Genomic DNA, 16,271 nt, shown 5'->3' on the forward strand with positions numbered 1-16,271 from the left:
TTCAATCCAGCGACGTGATGTTATTCACAGCTTGCTGACTTCTAATATTCACGCCATAAAACGCCCCTTAAATTCCTCTTTTCTAAATCAGACTTTTGCTCTGATTTGTGGCGCAGGTTGTAATTTCGCACCATTTCAGGGCGCTCGATTTAATTATCACTGTCTACACTCTGCTTTACGCGTTGCGTAATCGTTTATTACGTCAAATGCAAAACCTGGCATCGCGTTTGCTTTATTAACGTCGGCTACAGCCACAGACAGGTTAAAGCGTTTATAAGCGCTTCACTATAACGATAATTTTTCGCCACACAGGATGCATTATGAAAAAGATGATGATGGCCAGCCTCGCCGCTGCAGGTGTGCTTGTTGCAATGACCGGCCAGGCTCAGGCGGGTGCGACTCTGGATGCCGTTAAGCAGAAAGGTTTTGTGCAATGTGGGATCAGCGACGGTCTGCCGGGTTTCTCTTACGCAGATGCCAACGGTAAATTCTCCGGTATCGATGTCGACGTGTGCCGTGGCGTTGCTGCCGCGGTATTAGGCGACGACACCAAAGTGAAATATACCCCGCTGACGGCGAAAGAGCGTTTTACCGCCCTGCAATCCGGCGAAGTGGATATGCTGTCGCGTAATACTACCTGGACCTCGTCCCGTGATACCGGCATGGGCATGTCCTTTACCGGCGTGACCTATTATGACGGCATTGGCTTCCTGACCCACAATAAAGCAGGCCTGAAGAGTGCAAAAGAGCTGGATGGCGCGACGGTCTGTATTCAGGCTGGTACTGATACCGAGCTGAACGTCGCGGATTACTTCAAAGCCAACAACATGAAATATACGCCAGTCACTTTCGACCGCTCTGACGAATCCGCCAAAGCGCTGGAATCGGGCCGCTGCGACACCCTCGCTTCGGATCAGTCCCAGCTGTACGCGCTGCGGATCAAGCTAAGTAATCCGGCAGAGTGGATCGTTCTGCCGGAAGTGATCTCCAAAGAGCCGCTGGGGCCGGTGGTACGCCGCGGAGATGAGGAGTGGAACTCGGTTGTGCGCTGGACGCTGTTTGCCATGCTCAACGCAGAAGAGATGGGCGTCAACTCGAAGAACGTCGATGAGAAAGCCGCCAATCCATCCACACCGGATATGGCCCACCTGCTGGGTAAAGAAGGGGATTACGGCAAGGATCTGAAGCTGGATAACAAATGGGCGTACAACATCATTAAAAAGGTGGGTAACTACGCTGAGATCTTCGAGCGTAACGTCGGCTCTGAAAGCGCGCTGAAGATCAGCCGCGGTCAGAACAACCTCTGGAACAATGGCGGTATCCAGTACGCACCGCCAGTACGCTAAGCAGCTTGCTGTAACGGGCACTGCCGGTGCGGTGCCCAGTCCAGAGTCATGGTTACCCGAGGTTTTTTATGTTCCATCGCCGCTTAGCCCTGAAAGGAGCCCTCTCCTTTTCCAATCCTGCGGTTCGCGCCTGGCTGTTCCAGATCCTCGCCGTTCTCGCTGTCCTGGCCGTCGCGATCTACCTGTTCCATAACACGGTTATTAACCTGAGCACACGCGGCATTACTTCGGGCTTTGCCTTCCTTGACCGCAGTGCGGGATTTGGCATCGTTCAGCATTTAATTGATTACGATGAAGGGGATACTTACGGCCGCGTATTCCTGGTCGGCCTGATGAATACCCTGCTGGTCTCCGGGTTATGCATTGTTTTTGCTTCTCTGCTGGGCTTTTTCCTTGGGCTCGCTCGCCTGTCTGATAACTGGCTGCTGCGTAAGCTCTCCACATTTTATATCGAGACCTTCCGTAATATTCCGCCGCTACTGCAGATCTTCTTCTGGTATTTCGCCGTATTGCGCAACCTGCCCGGGCCACGTCAGGCGGTGGATGCGTTCGAGCTGGCTTTCTTAAGCAATCGCGGTTTGTATATACCAGCGCCGCAGATTGCCGAAGGGATGTTGGCGCTGCTGGCGGCTCTGGGATGTGTGGCGGTGGTCTCAGTCGGGCTGTTCCGCTACAACCGCATGCATCAGATGAAAACCGGGCAGCTACGACGCACCTGGCCTGTCACGCTGGCCTTGCTGGTGATCCTGTCGGGTCTGGCGCACGTGATTGTGGGCCCGGCGATGCACTGGGATGTGCCGCATTTACAGGGCTTTAACTTCCGCGGCGGCATGGTATTGATTCCGGAGCTGGCCGCTCTGACGCTGGCACTCTCGATCTACACCTCGGCCTTTATCGCAGAGATTATTCGCGCCGGGATCCAGGCCGTACCTCATGGTCAGCATGAAGCCGCCCGCTCACTCGGCCTGCCGAATCCGATCACGCTGCGTCAGGTCATTATCCCCCAGGCTCTGCGGGTCATCATTCCGCCGCTGACCAGCCAGTATCTCAACATTGTGAAGAACTCATCCCTCGCGGCTGCGATTGGCTATCCCGATATGGTTTCTCTGTTTGCCGGCACCGTCCTTAACCAGACGGGCCAGGCCATCGAGACTATCGCCATCACCATGTCGGTCTACCTGATTATCAGCCTGACCATCTCCCTGCTGATGAATATCTATAACCGTCGCATCGCCCTGGTTGAACGCTAAGGAACCATGATGACAAAAGCCGTCTTGTCTCACCCTGCGCGTCCGGCCACTACCGGCAACGGGCGCATTATTCTCTGGGCACGTAAAAATCTGTTCTCCAGCTTGAGCAACAGCCTGCTCACCCTGTTCTGCTTCTGGCTGATGTGGGAGCTGATCCCGCCGCTGCTCAACTGGGCGTTTCTGCAGGCTAACTGGGTCGGCACCACCCGCGCCGACTGTACGAAAGAGGGAGCCTGCTGGGTCTTTATTCATCAGCGCTTCGGCCAGTTTATGTATGGGCTCTACCCGCACGACCAGCGCTGGCGCATCAATCTTGCGCTGCTCGTCGGGCTGCTCTCCATTATCCCGATGTTCTGGAAAGGAATGCCGCAGCGGGGACGGTACATCGCCTGTTGGGCGGTGGTCTATCCGCTTATCGTCTGGTTCCTGCTGTATGGCGGGATGCTGGGACTTGAGCGGGTGGAAACCCGGCAGTGGGGTGGTCTGACGCTGACGCTGATCATCGCCTCGGTCGGGATCGCCGGCGCATTGCCATTAGGCATTTTGCTGGCACTGGGCCGCCGCTCAACCATGCCGGTCGTTCGCGTCCTCTCGGTGATTTTTATTGAGTTTTGGCGCGGCGTTCCGCTGATCACGGTGCTGTTTATGTCTTCGGTGATGCTGCCGCTGTTTATGGCGGAGGGCACTACCATCGACAAACTGCTCCGCGCCCTGGTTGGCGTCATTCTTTTTCAGTCTGCCTATGTGGCTGAAGTCGTACGCGGTGGGTTACAGGCGCTGCCTAAGGGCCAGTACGAAGCCGCCGAATCGCTGGCGCTGGGGTACTGGAAAACCCAGGGATTAGTGATCCTGCCGCAGGCGCTAAAGCTGGTCATCCCCGGGCTGGTGAACACCATTATCGCGCTGTTCAAAGACACCAGTCTGGTGATTATCATTGGATTATTCGATCTTTTCAGTAGTGTGCAGCAGGCTACCGTTGACCCGGCGTGGCTCGGTATGTCGACAGAAGGCTATGTTTTTGCAGCACTTATCTACTGGATTTTTTGTTTTAGCATGTCGCGCTATAGCCAGCATCTGGAAAAGCGCTTTAACACCGGGCGTACACCGCACTGAGGAACCTATGAGCCAGATAACTATGACCCCCACTGACGCGATGATTACCCTGGATAATGTGAATAAGTGGTACGGGCAATTTCACGTTCTGAAAGACATTAACCTGAAGGTGAAACAAGGCGAGCGTATTGTTCTTTGTGGGCCTTCAGGCTCGGGTAAATCCACGACTATCCGCTGTATTAACCATCTGGAAGAGCATCAGCAGGGACGGATCGTTGTTGATGGTATCGAGCTGAACGATGATATCCGTAACGTGGAGCGTGTTCGCCAGGAAATCGGCATGGTTTTCCAGCATTTCAATTTATTCCCGCACCTGACCGTGCTGCAGAATTGCACCCTGGCGCCCATCTGGGTGCGTAAAATGCCGAAAAAGGAAGCGGAGGCGCTGGCCATGCACTATCTGGAACGCGTACGCATTGCAGAACATGCCCATAAATTCCCGGGGCAGATCTCAGGTGGGCAGCAGCAACGCGTGGCGATCGCCCGCTCTCTGTGCATGAAACCTAAAATTATGCTGTTCGATGAGCCCACTTCAGCCCTGGATCCGGAGATGGTGAAAGAGGTTCTGGATACCATGATAGGGTTGGCAGAATCGGGAATGACAATGCTCTGTGTGACGCATGAGATGGGTTTCGCCAGAACCGTAGCGGATCGGGTGATCTTTATGGATCGCGGGGAAATCGTCGAGCAGGCACCGCCGGAAGAGTTCTTCTCCCACCCGAAATCAGAACGTACGCGCGCGTTTTTATCCCAGGTTATTCACTAAATACCCTGCCCGGTGGCGCTTTGCGCCCCGGGTCTGGCATTTTTTGTCGCGCAAACGCAAAAAGGCCATCCTTCCGGATGGCCTTTTCACTTGTTTGATGTCTGGCAGTTCCCTACTCTCGCATGGGGAGACCCCACACTACCATCGGCGCTACGGCGTTTCACTTCTGAGTTCGGCATGGGTTCAGGTGGGACCACCGCGCTACAGCCGCCAGACAAATTCTTTTCTAAGCGCCGAACTTTAACCTAAAAACTGGTGCTGATACCCAGAGTCGAACTGGGGACCTCACCCTTACCAAGGGTGCGCTCTACCAACTGAGCCATATCAGCACACTTAATTTGATGCCTGGCAGTTCCCTACTCTCGCATGGGGAGGCCCCACACTACCATCGGCGCTACGGCGTTTCACTTCTGAGTTCGGCATGGGGTCAGGTGGGACCACCGCGCTACAGCCGCCAGGCAAATTCTGTTGTTCACCCCGCCCGCAGGCGCAGTGACTAATCTGTATCAGCTGAAAATCTCTCAAATCCGCCGAAACAGCTTCGGCGTTGTAAGGTTAAGCCTCACGGTTCATTAGTATCGGTTAGCTCAACGCATCGCTGCGCTTACACACCCGACCTATCAACGTCGTCGTCTTCAACGTTCCTTCAGGAGCCTTAAAGGCTCAGGGAGAACTCATCTCGGGGCAAGTTTCGTGCTTAGATGCTTTCAGCACTTATCTCTTCCGCATTTAGCTACCGGGCAGTGCCATTGGCATGACAACCCGAACACCAGTGATGCGTCCACTCCGGTCCTCTCGTACTAGGAGCAGCCCCCCTCAATTCTCCAGCGCCCACGGCAGATAGGGACCGAACTGTCTCACGACGTTCTAAACCCAGCTCGCGTACCACTTTAAACGGCGAACAGCCGTACCCTTGGGACCTACTTCAGCCCCAGGATGTGATGAGCCGACATCGAGGTGCCAAACACCGCCGTCGATATGAACTCTTGGGCGGTATCAGCCTGTTATCCCCGGAGTACCTTTTATCCGTTGAGCGATGGCCCTTCCATACAGAACCACCGGATCACTATGACCTGCTTTCGCACCTGCTCGAGCCGTCACTCTCGCAGTCAAGCTAGCTTATGCCATTGCACTAACCTCCTGATGTCCGACCAGGATTAGCTAACCTTCGTGCTCCTCCGTTACTCTTTAGGAGGAGACCGCCCCAGTCAAACTACCCACCAGACACTGTCCGCAACCCGGATCACGGGTCTACGTTAGAACACCAGCCATTAAAGGGTGGTATTTCAAGGATGGCTCCACGCAGACTGGCGTCCACGCTTCAAAGCCTCCCACCTATCCTACACATCAAGGACCAGTGTTCAGTGTCAAGCTATAGTAAAGGTTCACGGGGTCTTTCCGTCTTGCCGCGGGTACACTGCATCTTCACAGCGATTTCAATTTCACTGAGTCTCGGGTGGAGACAGCCTGGCCATCATTACGCCATTCGTGCAGGTCGGAACTTACCCGACAAGGAATTTCGCTACCTTAGGACCGTTATAGTTACGGCCGCCGTTTACCGGGGCTTCGATCAAGAGCTTCGCGTTGCCGCTAACTCCATCAATTAACCTTCCGGCACCGGGCAGGCGTCACACCGTATACGTCCACTTTCGTGTTTGCACAGTGCTGTGTTTTTAATAAACAGTTGCAGCCAGCTGGTATCTTCGACTGATTTCAGCTCCACCCGCAGGGGCTTCACCTACACATCAGCGTGCCTTCTCCCGAAGTTACGGCACCATTTTGCCTAGTTCCTTCACCCGAGTTCTCTCAAGCGCCTTGGTATTCTCTACCTGACCACCTGTGTCGGTTTGGGGTACGATTTGATGTTACCTGATGCTTAGAGGCTTTTCCTGGAAGCAGGGCATTTGTTGCTTCAGCACCGTAGTGCCTCGTCATCACACCTCAGCGTTAACAAGGTTCCGGATTTACCTGGAACCTCCGCCTACATGCTTAAACCGGGACAACCGTCGCCCGGCCAACATAGCCTTCTCCGTCCCCCCTTCGCAGTAACACCGAGTACAGGAATATTAACCTGTTTCCCATCGACTACGCCTTTCGGCCTCGCCTTAGGGGTCGACTCACCCTGCCCCGATTAACGTTGGACAGGAACCCTTGGTCTTCCGGCGAGCGGGTTTTTCACCCGCTTTATCGTTACTTATGTCAGCATTCGCACTTCTGATACCTCCAGCATGCCTCACAGCACACCTTCAACGGCTTACAGAACGCTCCCCTACCCAACAACACATAGTGTCGCTGCCGCAGCTTCGGTGCATGGTTTAGCCCCGTTACATCTTCCGCGCAGGCCGACTCGACCAGTGAGCTATTACGCTTTCTTTAAATGATGGCTGCTTCTAAGCCAACATCCTGGCTGTCTGTGCCTTCCCACATCGTTTCCCACTTAACCATGACTTTGGGACCTTAGCTGGCGGTCTGGGTTGTTTCCCTCTTCACGACGGACGTTAGCACCCGCCGTGTGTCTCCCGTGATAACATTCTCCGGTATTCGCAGTTTGCATCGGGTTGGTAAGCCGGGATGGCCCCCTAGCCGAAACAGTGCTCTACCCCCGGAGATGAATTCACGAGGCGCTACCTAAATAGCTTTCGGGGAGAACCAGCTATCTCCCGGTTTGATTGGCCTTTCACCCCCAGCCACAGGTCATCCGCTAATTTTTCAACATTAGTCGGTTCGGTCCTCCAGTTAGTGTTACCCAACCTTCAACCTGCCCATGGCTAGATCACCGGGTTTCGGGTCTATACCCTGCAACTTAACGCCCAGTTAAGACTCGGTTTCCCTTCGGCTCCCCTATACGGTTAACCTTGCTACAGAATATAAGTCGCTGACCCATTATACAAAAGGTACGCAGTCACACCACAAGGGTGCTCCCACTGCTTGTACGTACACGGTTTCAGGTTCTTTTTCACTCCCCTCGCCGGGGTTCTTTTCGCCTTTCCCTCACGGTACTGGTTCACTATCGGTCAGTCAGGAGTATTTAGCCTTGGAGGATGGTCCCCCCATATTCAGACAGGATACCACGTGTCCCGCCCTACTCTTCGAGTTCACAGCAGGTGTATCTTCGTGTACGGGAGTATCACCCTGTACCCTGCGACTTTCCAGACGCTTCCACTGACACACATGCTGATTCAGACTCCGGGCTGCTCCCCGTTCGCTCGCCGCTACTGGGGGAATCTCGGTTGATTTCTTTTCCTCAGGGTACTTAGATGTTTCAGTTCCCCTGGTTCGCTTCGTTAAGCTATGTATTCACTTAACGATAGTGTGACGAGTCACACTGGGTTTCCCCATTCGGAAATCGTCGGCTGTAACGGTTCATATCACCTTACCGACGCTTATCGCAGATTAGCACGTCCTTCATCGCCTCTGACTGCCTAGGCATCCACCGTGTACGCTTGGTCGCTTAACCTCACAACCCGAAGATGTTTCACTTCATGATTGCGAAAATTTGAGAGACTCTGACACACCGCTTATCTGCTCTTATTACGGAGAACAGACACGGCGTGTCGTTTCAATTTTCAGCTTGATCCAGATTTTTAAAGAGCAAATATCTCAAACATGACTTAACAGTCAGTTTTGAGATACTGATTGGTTGTGCCTTTCACTCACACCCAGCAAGTGGCGTCCCCTAGGGGATTCGAACCCCTGTTGCCGCCGTGAAAGGGCGGAGTCCTAACCGCTAGACGAAGGGGACACGATGTGTCGCGACTTCGCAGCCGTCTTGCTCGTTGCTTTTCATCAGACAATCTGTGTGAGCACTGCAAAGGCAGGTTCTTTAAGGTAAGGAGGTGATCCAACCGCAGGTTCCCCTACGGTTACCTTGTTACGACTTCACCCCAGTCATGAATCACAAAGTGGTAAGCGCCCTCCCGAAGGTTAAGCTACCTACTTCTTTTGCAACCCACTCCCATGGTGTGACGGGCGGTGTGTACAAGGCCCGGGAACGTATTCACCGTAGCATTCTGATCTACGATTACTAGCGATTCCGACTTCATGGAGTCGAGTTGCAGACTCCAATCCGGACTACGACGCACTTTATGAGGTCCGCTTGCTCTCGCGAGGTCGCTTCTCTTTGTATGCGCCATTGTAGCACGTGTGTAGCCCTACTCGTAAGGGCCATGATGACTTGACGTCATCCCCACCTTCCTCCAGTTTATCACTGGCAGTCTCCTTTGAGTTCCCGGCCTAACCGCTGGCAACAAAGGATAAGGGTTGCGCTCGTTGCGGGACTTAACCCAACATTTCACAACACGAGCTGACGACAGCCATGCAGCACCTGTCTCAGAGTTCCCGAAGGCACCAAAGCATCTCTGCTAAGTTCTCTGGATGTCAAGAGTAGGTAAGGTTCTTCGCGTTGCATCGAATTAAACCACATGCTCCACCGCTTGTGCGGGCCCCCGTCAATTCATTTGAGTTTTAACCTTGCGGCCGTACTCCCCAGGCGGTCGACTTAACGCGTTAGCTCCGGAAGCCACTCCTCAAGGGAACAACCTCCAAGTCGACATCGTTTACGGCGTGGACTACCAGGGTATCTAATCCTGTTTGCTCCCCACGCTTTCGCACCTGAGCGTCAGTCTTTGTCCAGGGGGCCGCCTTCGCCACCGGTATTCCTCCAGATCTCTACGCATTTCACCGCTACACCTGGAATTCTACCCCCCTCTACAAGACTCTAGCCTGCCAGTTTCGAATGCAGTTCCCAGGTTGAGCCCGGGGATTTCACATCCGACTTGACAGACCGCCTGCGTGCGCTTTACGCCCAGTAATTCCGATTAACGCTTGCACCCTCCGTATTACCGCGGCTGCTGGCACGGAGTTAGCCGGTGCTTCTTCTGCGAGTAACGTCAATCACTGTTGTTATTAACCACAATGCCTTCCTCCTCGCTGAAAGTACTTTACAACCCGAAGGCCTTCTTCATACACGCGGCATGGCTGCATCAGGCTTGCGCCCATTGTGCAATATTCCCCACTGCTGCCTCCCGTAGGAGTCTGGACCGTGTCTCAGTTCCAGTGTGGCTGGTCATCCTCTCAGACCAGCTAGGGATCGTCGCCTAGGTGAGCCGTTACCCCACCTACTAGCTAATCCCATCTGGGCACATCTGATGGCAAGAGGCCCGAAGGTCCCCCTCTTTGGTCTTGCGACATTATGCGGTATTAGCTACCGTTTCCAGTAGTTATCCCCCTCCATCAGGCAGTTTCCCAGACATTACTCACCCGTCCGCCGCTCGTCACCCAGGGAGCAAGCTCCCCCGTGCTACCGCTCGACTTGCATGTGTTAGGCCTGCCGCCAGCGTTCAATCTGAGCCATGATCAAACTCTTCAATTTAAGTTTGATGCTCGTGAATTAAACTTCGTAATGAATTACGTATGTTCACTCAGAGACTTTGGTATTCATTTATTGTCCGAAGACATTAAGAATCCATGTCACTTTGAGTGCCCACACAGATTGTCTGATAAATTGTTAAAGAGCAGTGCAACGCGGCTTTCGCTCACCGTTGCGAGGTGGCGTATATTACGCTTTCCTCTTTCAGAGTCAAGCGTTTATTTTCGCTTTTCTCTTCAACCGACCCGGCTGTTTGTGTGAAGTGATTCACATCCGCCGTGTCGATGGAGGCGCATTATAGGGATCCCAGTTTTTAGCACAAGCATTTTTTCGATCTTTTCTGCTGACTGTTCTTTTTTCGTTCTTTTCGCCGAAATCCCACGCGATCCGCTCAAATAATGACGCAATTCTCCCTTGATCAAGCCGAATAATAGGATCACAGTCTTCTCTATAATGCTCATTAGTAGAGGTTGATATGTCCGCAGTACTCCGTCCCTATAAAGATCTTTTCCCTAAACAAGGCGATCGCGTCATGATCGACAGCAGTAGCGTGGTCATTGGCGATGTCCGAATGGACGATGACGTCAGTATCTGGCCCCTGGTCGCTATACGCGGCGATGTTAACTATGTCTCTATTGGCGCACGCACCAATATTCAGGATGGCAGCGTACTGCATGTCACCCATAAATCCTCTTATAACCCCGAAGGCAATCCACTGATCGTTGGCGAAGAAGTAACTGTCGGCCACAAAGTGATGTTGCACGGCTGCACGATTGGCAATCGCGTTCTGGTGGGTATGGGATCGATTTTGTTGGATGGGGTAGTAGTAGAAGATGAGGTGATGATTGGTGCCGGGAGTCTGGTGCCGCAAAACAAACGGCTGCAAAGTGGCTTTCTCTATTTAGGCAGTCCGGTAAAACAGATCCGCCCCCTGACGGAAGCGGAAAAGGAAGGTCTGAAGTATTCAGCCAATAACTATGTTAAATGGAAGAATGACTATCTGGATCAGCAGAGCCAGAACCATCCCTGATCGTCTTCTTCGCCCGCGCGAATCACATCGCTGGCTTCTTCTTCCAGATCCCAGCGATGTTCGCGAAAAAGATCCAGTGGAAGACCGTCGCCAAAACGACGCACCAGCGTTGCCCCTTCAATAGCACACATCATTTGCATGCCATGCACCAGAGCGGGAAAACAGACGGCCAGCTTTTCATCGTCCCACGTTTCCCGATCCGGAAACTGGATCGCCTGATTCATACTGACAGTTCCTGTTTAAGCTTTTCAATAACCGGATCTACTGCAGGCAATACACCGTGCCACAGCATTACGGCATGTGCGGCCTGCCCCACCAGCATCCCCAGCCCATCAGCGAGATGTTTTGCGCCTTGCTGTTCACACCAGTTCAGAAAAGGCGTTTTGCCCTTTTGGTAGAACATGTCATAGCAGTGAACCTGCGCGTTAACTAATGAAGAGGGAATGGCGGGAACGTCGCCAGCAATACCGCTTGAGGTTGCATTAATGATCAGATCAAATTCATGCCCGCTCAGGTCGTCCATGGCTACTGCGTGAATACTGCCGGTATGGGCAAACAGGGTGGCCAGCTCTACCGCACGAGAATAAGTACGATTGGTAATGGTCACTGCGCAATCCAGCGAGAGCAGCGGGAGGATCACCCCACGCGAAGCACCACCCGCACCGATCAGCAGAATACGTGCGCCAGGTTTGATAAATGACAGGCGTTCCAGATCGCTCAGTAAGCCAATACCGTCCGTGTTGTCCCCCAGAATCCGACCATCTTCAAGCCGCTTAAGGGTATTCACAGCGCCTGCCAGGGACGCACGCTCCGTTAACTCATCGGCGCGCTCGAATGCCTCCTCTTTAAAAGGCACGGTGACATTGGCACCTTTTCCGCCACCAGCAAAGAAGCTATCCAGCGTCGTCACAAAGGCATCAACAGGCGCAAGCACACGACCATATGGGTGCTCGATCCGCAGCTGCTGCGCAAACTGCTGATGTATAAACGGTGACTTGCTGTGAGCGATTGGATTACCAAAAACGGCGTATGCTTCCATTTGATTACCCCTGGCGAAAACGTTCGCCGGTCAAAGCATCACGGATTTCTGACGGATTCAGGCGGCCACCGGTTTCACCGATAACCACAGGGAATTCGTCACCAAACTGCGCCAACACCTCTTCTGAAGTGCGGCAAGGAGGCAAGCCCGTCAGATTGGCGCTGGTAGAGACCAGCGGTTTACCAAAACGATTACAGAGTTCGATCACCAATGGATGGTCTGTCACGCGAACGGCGAGTGAATCAAACCGTCCCGTCAGCCAACGCGGCGTTGTTGGCAGAGCCGGGAATACAAAGGTCACAGGACCCGGCCAGGCCGCAAAAATGGTCTCACGCTGCGCTGACGTCAACGTGGAATCATCAATATAAGGTTTAAGCTGTTCGAAACAGGCGGCGATGAGAATCAGCCCTTTTTCAACCGGTCTCTGCTTGAGTGTTAACAGGCGCGTTACGGCAATTTCGCTGTCGGGATCGCATCCCACCCCAAAAACAGCTTCTGTTGGATAAGCGATGACGTCTTCGTTATTCAGTACGTCCACCGCATGCGCAATGGAGCCTGATTGCAGGTTATTATTCACTTTTTTGATCCGCCGAAACCGGCTTTCCACATTGTTTACTGGCGCAAAAAAGCTTCGTGCCTTGCGCCGTTTTCTTCTCGATAAGTAGCGGGTAGTGGCACTCAGGACAACTCCCCGCCACCGGTTTGAAATTGGTAACGAACTGACATTCAGGATACCGATTGCAGGAGTAGAATGTCTTACCATAACGTGAACGCCGTTGAACAAGATGGCCGCTGTCGCATTGCGGACAGGCTAAGGCTGTTTCATCGGGTTTATCAATTTGTTCAGTGTGATCGCATTCAGGATAGCGGCTGCAGCCGATAAACATGCCGAAACGGCCCTGACGTAGCGCCAGATCGCCGCCACATTGCGGGCATGCCTGTCCCTCCAGAACTTTAACAATATGCCCATCCGCCTGGCTTTTCAGGGGACGGACATAATCACAGTCTGGATAATGTGAACAACCGAGAAACGGCCCGTGCTTACCGGACCGGATAACAAGCTCTGCCCCGCACTGCGGGCAGGGCTCGTTTTTATGCACCGTAAATAGTGCTGATTTGGCCATAACAACTCTTGGTGCTGCATCGTGAATTAATGCAGCATACCTTCATTCACTTCAAAGAGTAATTCTTCCATTTGCTGATAGGCATTTTCACAGCCTGGAATGTTGAACAGAACCATCAGGATGACCCATTTCAGATCTTCCAGCTCAAATTCTGCCGTATCCAGCGCCATGACACGCTCTATCACCATTTCTCGCGTTTCGAGGTTCAGCACCTGAATCTGCTCAAGGAATAAGATAAATCCCCGGCAACTGGCATCCAGCCTTTCACACTCTTCAGCCGTATAGATGCGTACAGACAGCGGGTCGGAAATCAACTGCATCGGTTCGGCAAGGCCTTCCTGATAATCAGCCAATTTTTCCAGCCATATTAACGCGTTGTAAATATCTTCCCGTTCGAAACCTGCATCGGTAAGATCGCGTGTAAGTTTGTCCTGATCCACGCGTGCTTCAGCTTCGTTATGGATGTAAGTCTCAAACAAATACATGAGTACGTCGAACATGGCTTGCCCTCCTTAATCGGACATAGCCGCCGGGTACAGCTGCGATCCATCCTGCTAACTCCAGTTCGAGTAGCTGTGCTACCGTTACTGGCACAGGTTGGCCGGCACGTTCAGCGACAACGTCAACAGGTGTTACCTCATCTCCTACGTTAGCCAGGAGCTCAGGAAATGGCAATGCTACCTGGTCCTGATCTGATGAATAAAGCCAGTTTTCGGGATCCTCAGGCAGCCAGTTAAAGCCATGTCGCAAACTTTCCAGAATATCGGCTGCCTCCGTCACTGGCGTGGCGCCTTGTTTTATTAGCCAGTGAGGACCTTCACATCCGGGATTTCCTATCGCGCCCGGCAGCGCAAAGACTTCACGTCCCTGTTCAAGTGCGCATTTCGCGGTAACGAGTGAACCGCTTCTTATCTGGGCTTCTATGACGAATACCCCCTGACTGAGGCCGCTAATGATGCGATTGCGCCGGGGGAAGTTACCGGGCCAGGGGGATGTAGCAAGGGGAAACTCCGACACTACGGCGCCACCGCTGTCAACAAGGCGCGTGGCCAGCGAAGTATGCCGGCGTGGATAGACCTCTGATAAGCCATTCCCCAAAACCGCCACGCTTTTCCCCTTAACGGTGAGTGCGGCACGATGCGCGACTCCATCAATCCCGCATGCCAGACCACTGGTAATCGTCAGGCCCGCCTGGGCTAGCTGTTCGCAAAGAATCGTTCCCCAGCGCTCCCCGTACCAGGAGTGGGAACGACTGCCAACGACAGCCAGCTGCAGGCTCGATAGCGCCTGCACGTTCCCCCTGACGAAAAGTGCACCCGGATAGTCCGCAATTGCGCGTAGCTGGGCTGGGTACAGGACGCTATCTGCACATATCAGATGATGACCCGGCTCAGCCAACCACTGCATGCTGCGCTCAATTTCACGCGGCGAAAATGAAAAAAACCGCGTCTTTTGCTTTTGAGTCAGCCCCATTCCTGCCAGCACAGCGTCGTCAATATGGATCTCGCGCTGCAGCTGCTGCGCTATTGCCACCATCTTATCGCCGTACAAATCCCCAATGCTTATGAGGCGTAACCATATCTCTGTGGATGTCATCCTTTCCCCTGCCACAAGCCGCTATAGCAATCTTTGCGATTGGTCACTGATGCTGTCAATCAGAGGGGGTTTTGTCTAGAATAGAGGGTATATTCTTATCAACTCCTGAACACGACTCTGGAAAAATATGGCAGTTTTGCAAGTGTTACATATCCCGGACGAGCGCCTTCGCAAAGTCGCCGAGCCGGTTAAAGAAGTGAATGCAGAAATTCAACGTATCGTCGATGATATGTTCGATACAATGTATGCCGAAGAAGGCATCGGTCTTGCGGCTACGCAGGTTGATATTCATCAGCGCATCATCGTGATTGATGTCTCCGAAAACCGTGAAGGACGCTTGGTATTAATTAACCCGGAATTACTGGAAAAAAGCGGCGAAACCGGTATCGAAGAAGGCTGCCTCTCTATTCCTGAGCAGAGAGCGCTGGTTCCTCGTGCAGAGAAAGTCAAAATCCGCGCGCTCGATCGCGACGGTAAGCCATTCGAACTGGAAGCGGACGATCTGCTGGCCATCTGCATTCAGCACGAGATGGATCATCTGGTTGGTAAACTGTTTATCGATTATCTCTCTCCACTGAAACAGCAACGCATTCGTCAGAAAGTAGAGAAACTGGATCGCATGCGCGCTCGCGCATAACGTGACCCCGGATACAAGGAATAACGTGTCTACATCACTACGTATCATCTTCGCAGGAACACCTGACTTCGCAGCGCGTCATCTGGACGCGCTGTTGTCGTCTGGCCATCAGGTTGTTGGCGTTTTTACTCAGCCCGATCGCCCGGCAGGCCGCGGTAAAAAATTGATGCCGAGCCCGGTTAAGGTGCTGGCAGAAGAACACGGCTTACCGGTGTTTCAGCCTGCTTCGTTACGGCCGCAGGAAAACCAGCAGCTGGTCGCTGATTTAAATGCGGATGTCATGGTGGTTGTGGCATATGGCCTCATCCTGCCAAAAGCGGTGCTGGATATGCCGCGCCTGGGTTGCATTAATGTCCACGGCTCACTGCTTCCGCGCTGGCGCGGTGCGGCACCAATACAACGTTCGTTGTGGGCAGGGGATGCCGATACAGGTGTGACGATCATGCAGATGGACGTGGGTCTGGATACCGGCGACATGCTTTATAAGCTGTCTTGCCCGATTACTGCCGAAGACACCAGCGCTACGCTGTATGACAAACTGGCGGAGCTTGGGCCAAAAGGTCTAATTGAGACGCTGCAACAGCTGGCAGATAACCGTACTCAGCCTGAAGTCCAGGACGAAGCCCTGGTGACCTATGCCGAAAAGCTCAGCAAAGAAGAGGCTCGCCTCGACTGGTCACTTTCCGCTGCTCAGCTTGAACGTTGCATCCGGGCATTTAATCCCTGGCCAATGAGCTGGCTGGAGATAGACGGGCAGCCGGTGAAAGTCTGGCAGGCCTCCGTAATTGCCGGACAGGCAAACGCCGCTCCCGGCACGATTATTGAAGCCAGCAAGCAGGGCATTCAGGTCGCAACTGTTGAAGGGATCCTGAATCTGGAATCCTTACAACCTGCAGGTAAAAAAGCCATGAGCGCGCAGGACCTTCTGAACTCACGCCGTGAATGGTTTACGCCTGGCAATAGTCTCGCCTGAGATCATCTCCATTTAAGGCCCGGTGTTTC

13 protein-coding genes, 2 tRNA genes and 4 rRNA genes are annotated in these 16,271 nt (G+C 53.2%); 7 read left to right on the forward strand and 12 right to left on the reverse strand.

Features of this window, described 5'->3' with window-relative positions; genetic code table 11:
• Positions 1-320 precede the first annotated feature (320 nt).
• The 4 genes from GNG27_RS21045 to GNG27_RS21060 all read left to right on the forward strand — a co-directional run bounded on the left by GNG27_RS21045 (position 321) and on the right by GNG27_RS21060 (position 4,475).
• Entirely contained in the window at positions 321-1,346 is a 1,026-nt protein-coding gene (locus GNG27_RS21045) for an amino acid ABC transporter substrate-binding protein (protein WP_142487311.1), read from the forward strand.
• A gap of 68 nt (positions 1,347-1,414) precedes the next feature.
• Entirely contained in the window at positions 1,415-2,596 is a 1,182-nt protein-coding gene (locus GNG27_RS21050; RefSeq protein WP_156264753.1) for an amino acid ABC transporter permease, read from the forward strand.
• A 9-nt stretch (positions 2,597-2,605) separates the two neighbouring features.
• Positions 2,606-3,709, forward strand: coding sequence for an amino acid ABC transporter permease (locus GNG27_RS21055; RefSeq protein WP_156264754.1), 1,104 nt, complete (start codon positions 2,606-2,608; stop codon positions 3,707-3,709).
• 7 nt (positions 3,710-3,716) lie between these two features.
• On the forward strand, positions 3,717-4,475 hold the full coding sequence (locus tag GNG27_RS21060) for an amino acid ABC transporter ATP-binding protein (protein ID WP_142487314.1): 759 nt from the start codon (positions 3,717-3,719) through the stop codon (positions 4,473-4,475).
• Between the two features lie 99 nt (positions 4,476-4,574).
• Here the strand turns inward: GNG27_RS21060 and rrf (GNG27_RS21065) are convergent.
• The 6 genes from rrf (GNG27_RS21065) to GNG27_RS21090 form a co-directional block, all read right to left on the reverse strand.
• Positions 4,575-4,690: ribosomal RNA gene (rrf, locus tag GNG27_RS21065) — 5S ribosomal RNA — on the reverse strand.
• Between the two features lie 38 nt (positions 4,691-4,728).
• Positions 4,729-4,804 (reverse strand) — tRNA-Thr (locus tag GNG27_RS21070).
• A 14-nt stretch (positions 4,805-4,818) separates the two neighbouring features.
• Positions 4,819-4,934 (reverse strand): 5S ribosomal RNA (gene rrf / locus GNG27_RS21075).
• Positions 4,935-5,026: 92 nt separating this feature from the next.
• Positions 5,027-7,932: ribosomal RNA gene (locus GNG27_RS21080) — 23S ribosomal RNA — on the reverse strand.
• A 210-nt stretch (positions 7,933-8,142) separates the two neighbouring features.
• A tRNA-Glu gene (locus tag GNG27_RS21085) sits at positions 8,143-8,217 on the reverse strand.
• Between the two features lie 87 nt (positions 8,218-8,304).
• Positions 8,305-9,846 (reverse strand): 16S ribosomal RNA (locus tag GNG27_RS21090).
• The 16S, 23S and 5S rRNA genes sit together here with 2 tRNA genes alongside, the layout of an rRNA operon.
• A 472-nt stretch (positions 9,847-10,318) precedes the next feature.
• Between GNG27_RS21090 and GNG27_RS21095 the strand changes: the two genes are divergently transcribed.
• Positions 10,319-10,873, forward strand: a complete 555-nt coding sequence (locus tag GNG27_RS21095; RefSeq protein WP_156264755.1) for a gamma carbonic anhydrase family protein — start codon at positions 10,319-10,321, stop codon at positions 10,871-10,873.
• Here the strand turns inward: GNG27_RS21095 and GNG27_RS21100 are convergent.
• From GNG27_RS21100 to dprA, 6 genes are read right to left on the reverse strand one after another with little or no spacing between them, the layout of a single operon-like run.
• Complete coding sequence (locus tag GNG27_RS21100; protein ID WP_142487316.1) at positions 10,849-11,097, reverse strand: DUF1488 domain-containing protein; 249 nt, start codon at positions 11,095-11,097, stop codon at positions 10,849-10,851. The genes GNG27_RS21095 and GNG27_RS21100 overlap by 25 nt on opposite strands.
• Positions 11,094-11,912 carry a shikimate dehydrogenase gene (aroE, locus tag GNG27_RS21105; protein WP_142487317.1) on the reverse strand — a complete coding sequence of 273 codons (819 nt, stop codon included), beginning with the start codon at positions 11,910-11,912 and terminating at the stop codon, positions 11,094-11,096. The genes GNG27_RS21100 and aroE overlap by 4 nt, the downstream gene beginning before the upstream one ends.
• 4 nt (positions 11,913-11,916) lie before the next feature.
• Entirely contained in the window at positions 11,917-12,489 is a 573-nt protein-coding gene (tsaC, locus tag GNG27_RS21110) for an L-threonylcarbamoyladenylate synthase type 1 TsaC (RefSeq protein ID WP_156264756.1), read from the reverse strand.
• The gene (locus GNG27_RS21115; RefSeq protein ID WP_142487319.1) at positions 12,482-13,036 is read right to left on the reverse strand and encodes a type I DNA topoisomerase; all 555 of its coding nucleotides are present in this window, start codon (positions 13,034-13,036) and stop codon (positions 12,482-12,484) included. The genes tsaC and GNG27_RS21115 overlap by 8 nt, the downstream gene beginning before the upstream one ends.
• A gap of 26 nt (positions 13,037-13,062) precedes the next feature.
• Positions 13,063-13,536, reverse strand: coding sequence for a DUF494 family protein Smg (gene smg, locus GNG27_RS21120; RefSeq protein ID WP_142487320.1), 474 nt, complete (start codon positions 13,534-13,536; stop codon positions 13,063-13,065).
• Positions 13,508-14,632, reverse strand: a complete 1,125-nt coding sequence (gene dprA, locus GNG27_RS21125) for a DNA-protecting protein DprA (protein WP_142487321.1) — start codon at positions 14,630-14,632, stop codon at positions 13,508-13,510. Before dprA ends, smg begins: the two co-directional genes overlap by 29 nt.
• 127 nt (positions 14,633-14,759) lie before the next feature.
• Here dprA and def point away from each other — a divergent pair, with 127 nt between their 5' ends.
• Together def and fmt are read left to right on the forward strand one after the other, a co-directional pair.
• Positions 14,760-15,269, forward strand: coding sequence for a peptide deformylase (gene def, locus GNG27_RS21130; RefSeq protein WP_142487322.1), 510 nt, complete (start codon positions 14,760-14,762; stop codon positions 15,267-15,269).
• A gap of 25 nt (positions 15,270-15,294) precedes the next feature.
• On the forward strand, positions 15,295-16,242 hold the full coding sequence (fmt, locus tag GNG27_RS21135; protein WP_156264757.1) for a methionyl-tRNA formyltransferase: 948 nt from the start codon (positions 15,295-15,297) through the stop codon (positions 16,240-16,242).
• Positions 16,243-16,271: the final 29 nt, after the last annotated feature.

The sequence above is a fragment of the Leclercia sp. 119287 genome (assembly GCF_009734485.1).
Lineage (GTDB): Bacteria > Pseudomonadota > Gammaproteobacteria > Enterobacterales > Enterobacteriaceae > Enterobacter > Enterobacter adecarboxylatus_C.

Excerpts from the sequence above, each read along its gene's own strand:
- smg (WP_142487320.1), bottom strand. The coding sequence starts at position 13,536 with ATGTTCGACGTACTCATGTATTTGTTTGAGACTTACATCCATAACGAA.
- GNG27_RS21055 (WP_156264754.1), top strand. The coding sequence starts at position 2,606 with ATGACAAAAGCCGTCTTGTCTCACCCTGCGCGTCCGGCCACTACCGGC.
- GNG27_RS21060 (WP_142487314.1), top strand. The coding sequence starts at position 3,717 with ATGAGCCAGATAACTATGACCCCCACTGACGCGATGATTACCCTGGAT.
- def (WP_142487322.1), top strand. The coding sequence starts at position 14,760 with ATGGCAGTTTTGCAAGTGTTACATATCCCGGACGAGCGCCTTCGCAAA.
- dprA (WP_142487321.1), bottom strand. The coding sequence starts at position 14,632 with ATGACATCCACAGAGATATGGTTACGCCTCATAAGCATTGGGGATTTG.
- aroE (WP_142487317.1), bottom strand. The coding sequence starts at position 11,912 with ATGGAAGCATACGCCGTTTTTGGTAATCCAATCGCTCACAGCAAGTCA.
- GNG27_RS21050 (WP_156264753.1), top strand. The coding sequence starts at position 1,415 with ATGTTCCATCGCCGCTTAGCCCTGAAAGGAGCCCTCTCCTTTTCCAAT.
- GNG27_RS21115 (WP_142487319.1), bottom strand. The coding sequence starts at position 13,036 with ATGGCCAAATCAGCACTATTTACGGTGCATAAAAACGAGCCCTGCCCG.
- GNG27_RS21100 (WP_142487316.1), bottom strand. The coding sequence starts at position 11,097 with ATGAATCAGGCGATCCAGTTTCCGGATCGGGAAACGTGGGACGATGAA.
- GNG27_RS21045 (WP_142487311.1), top strand. The coding sequence starts at position 321 with ATGAAAAAGATGATGATGGCCAGCCTCGCCGCTGCAGGTGTGCTTGTT.
- GNG27_RS21095 (WP_156264755.1), top strand. The coding sequence starts at position 10,319 with ATGTCCGCAGTACTCCGTCCCTATAAAGATCTTTTCCCTAAACAAGGC.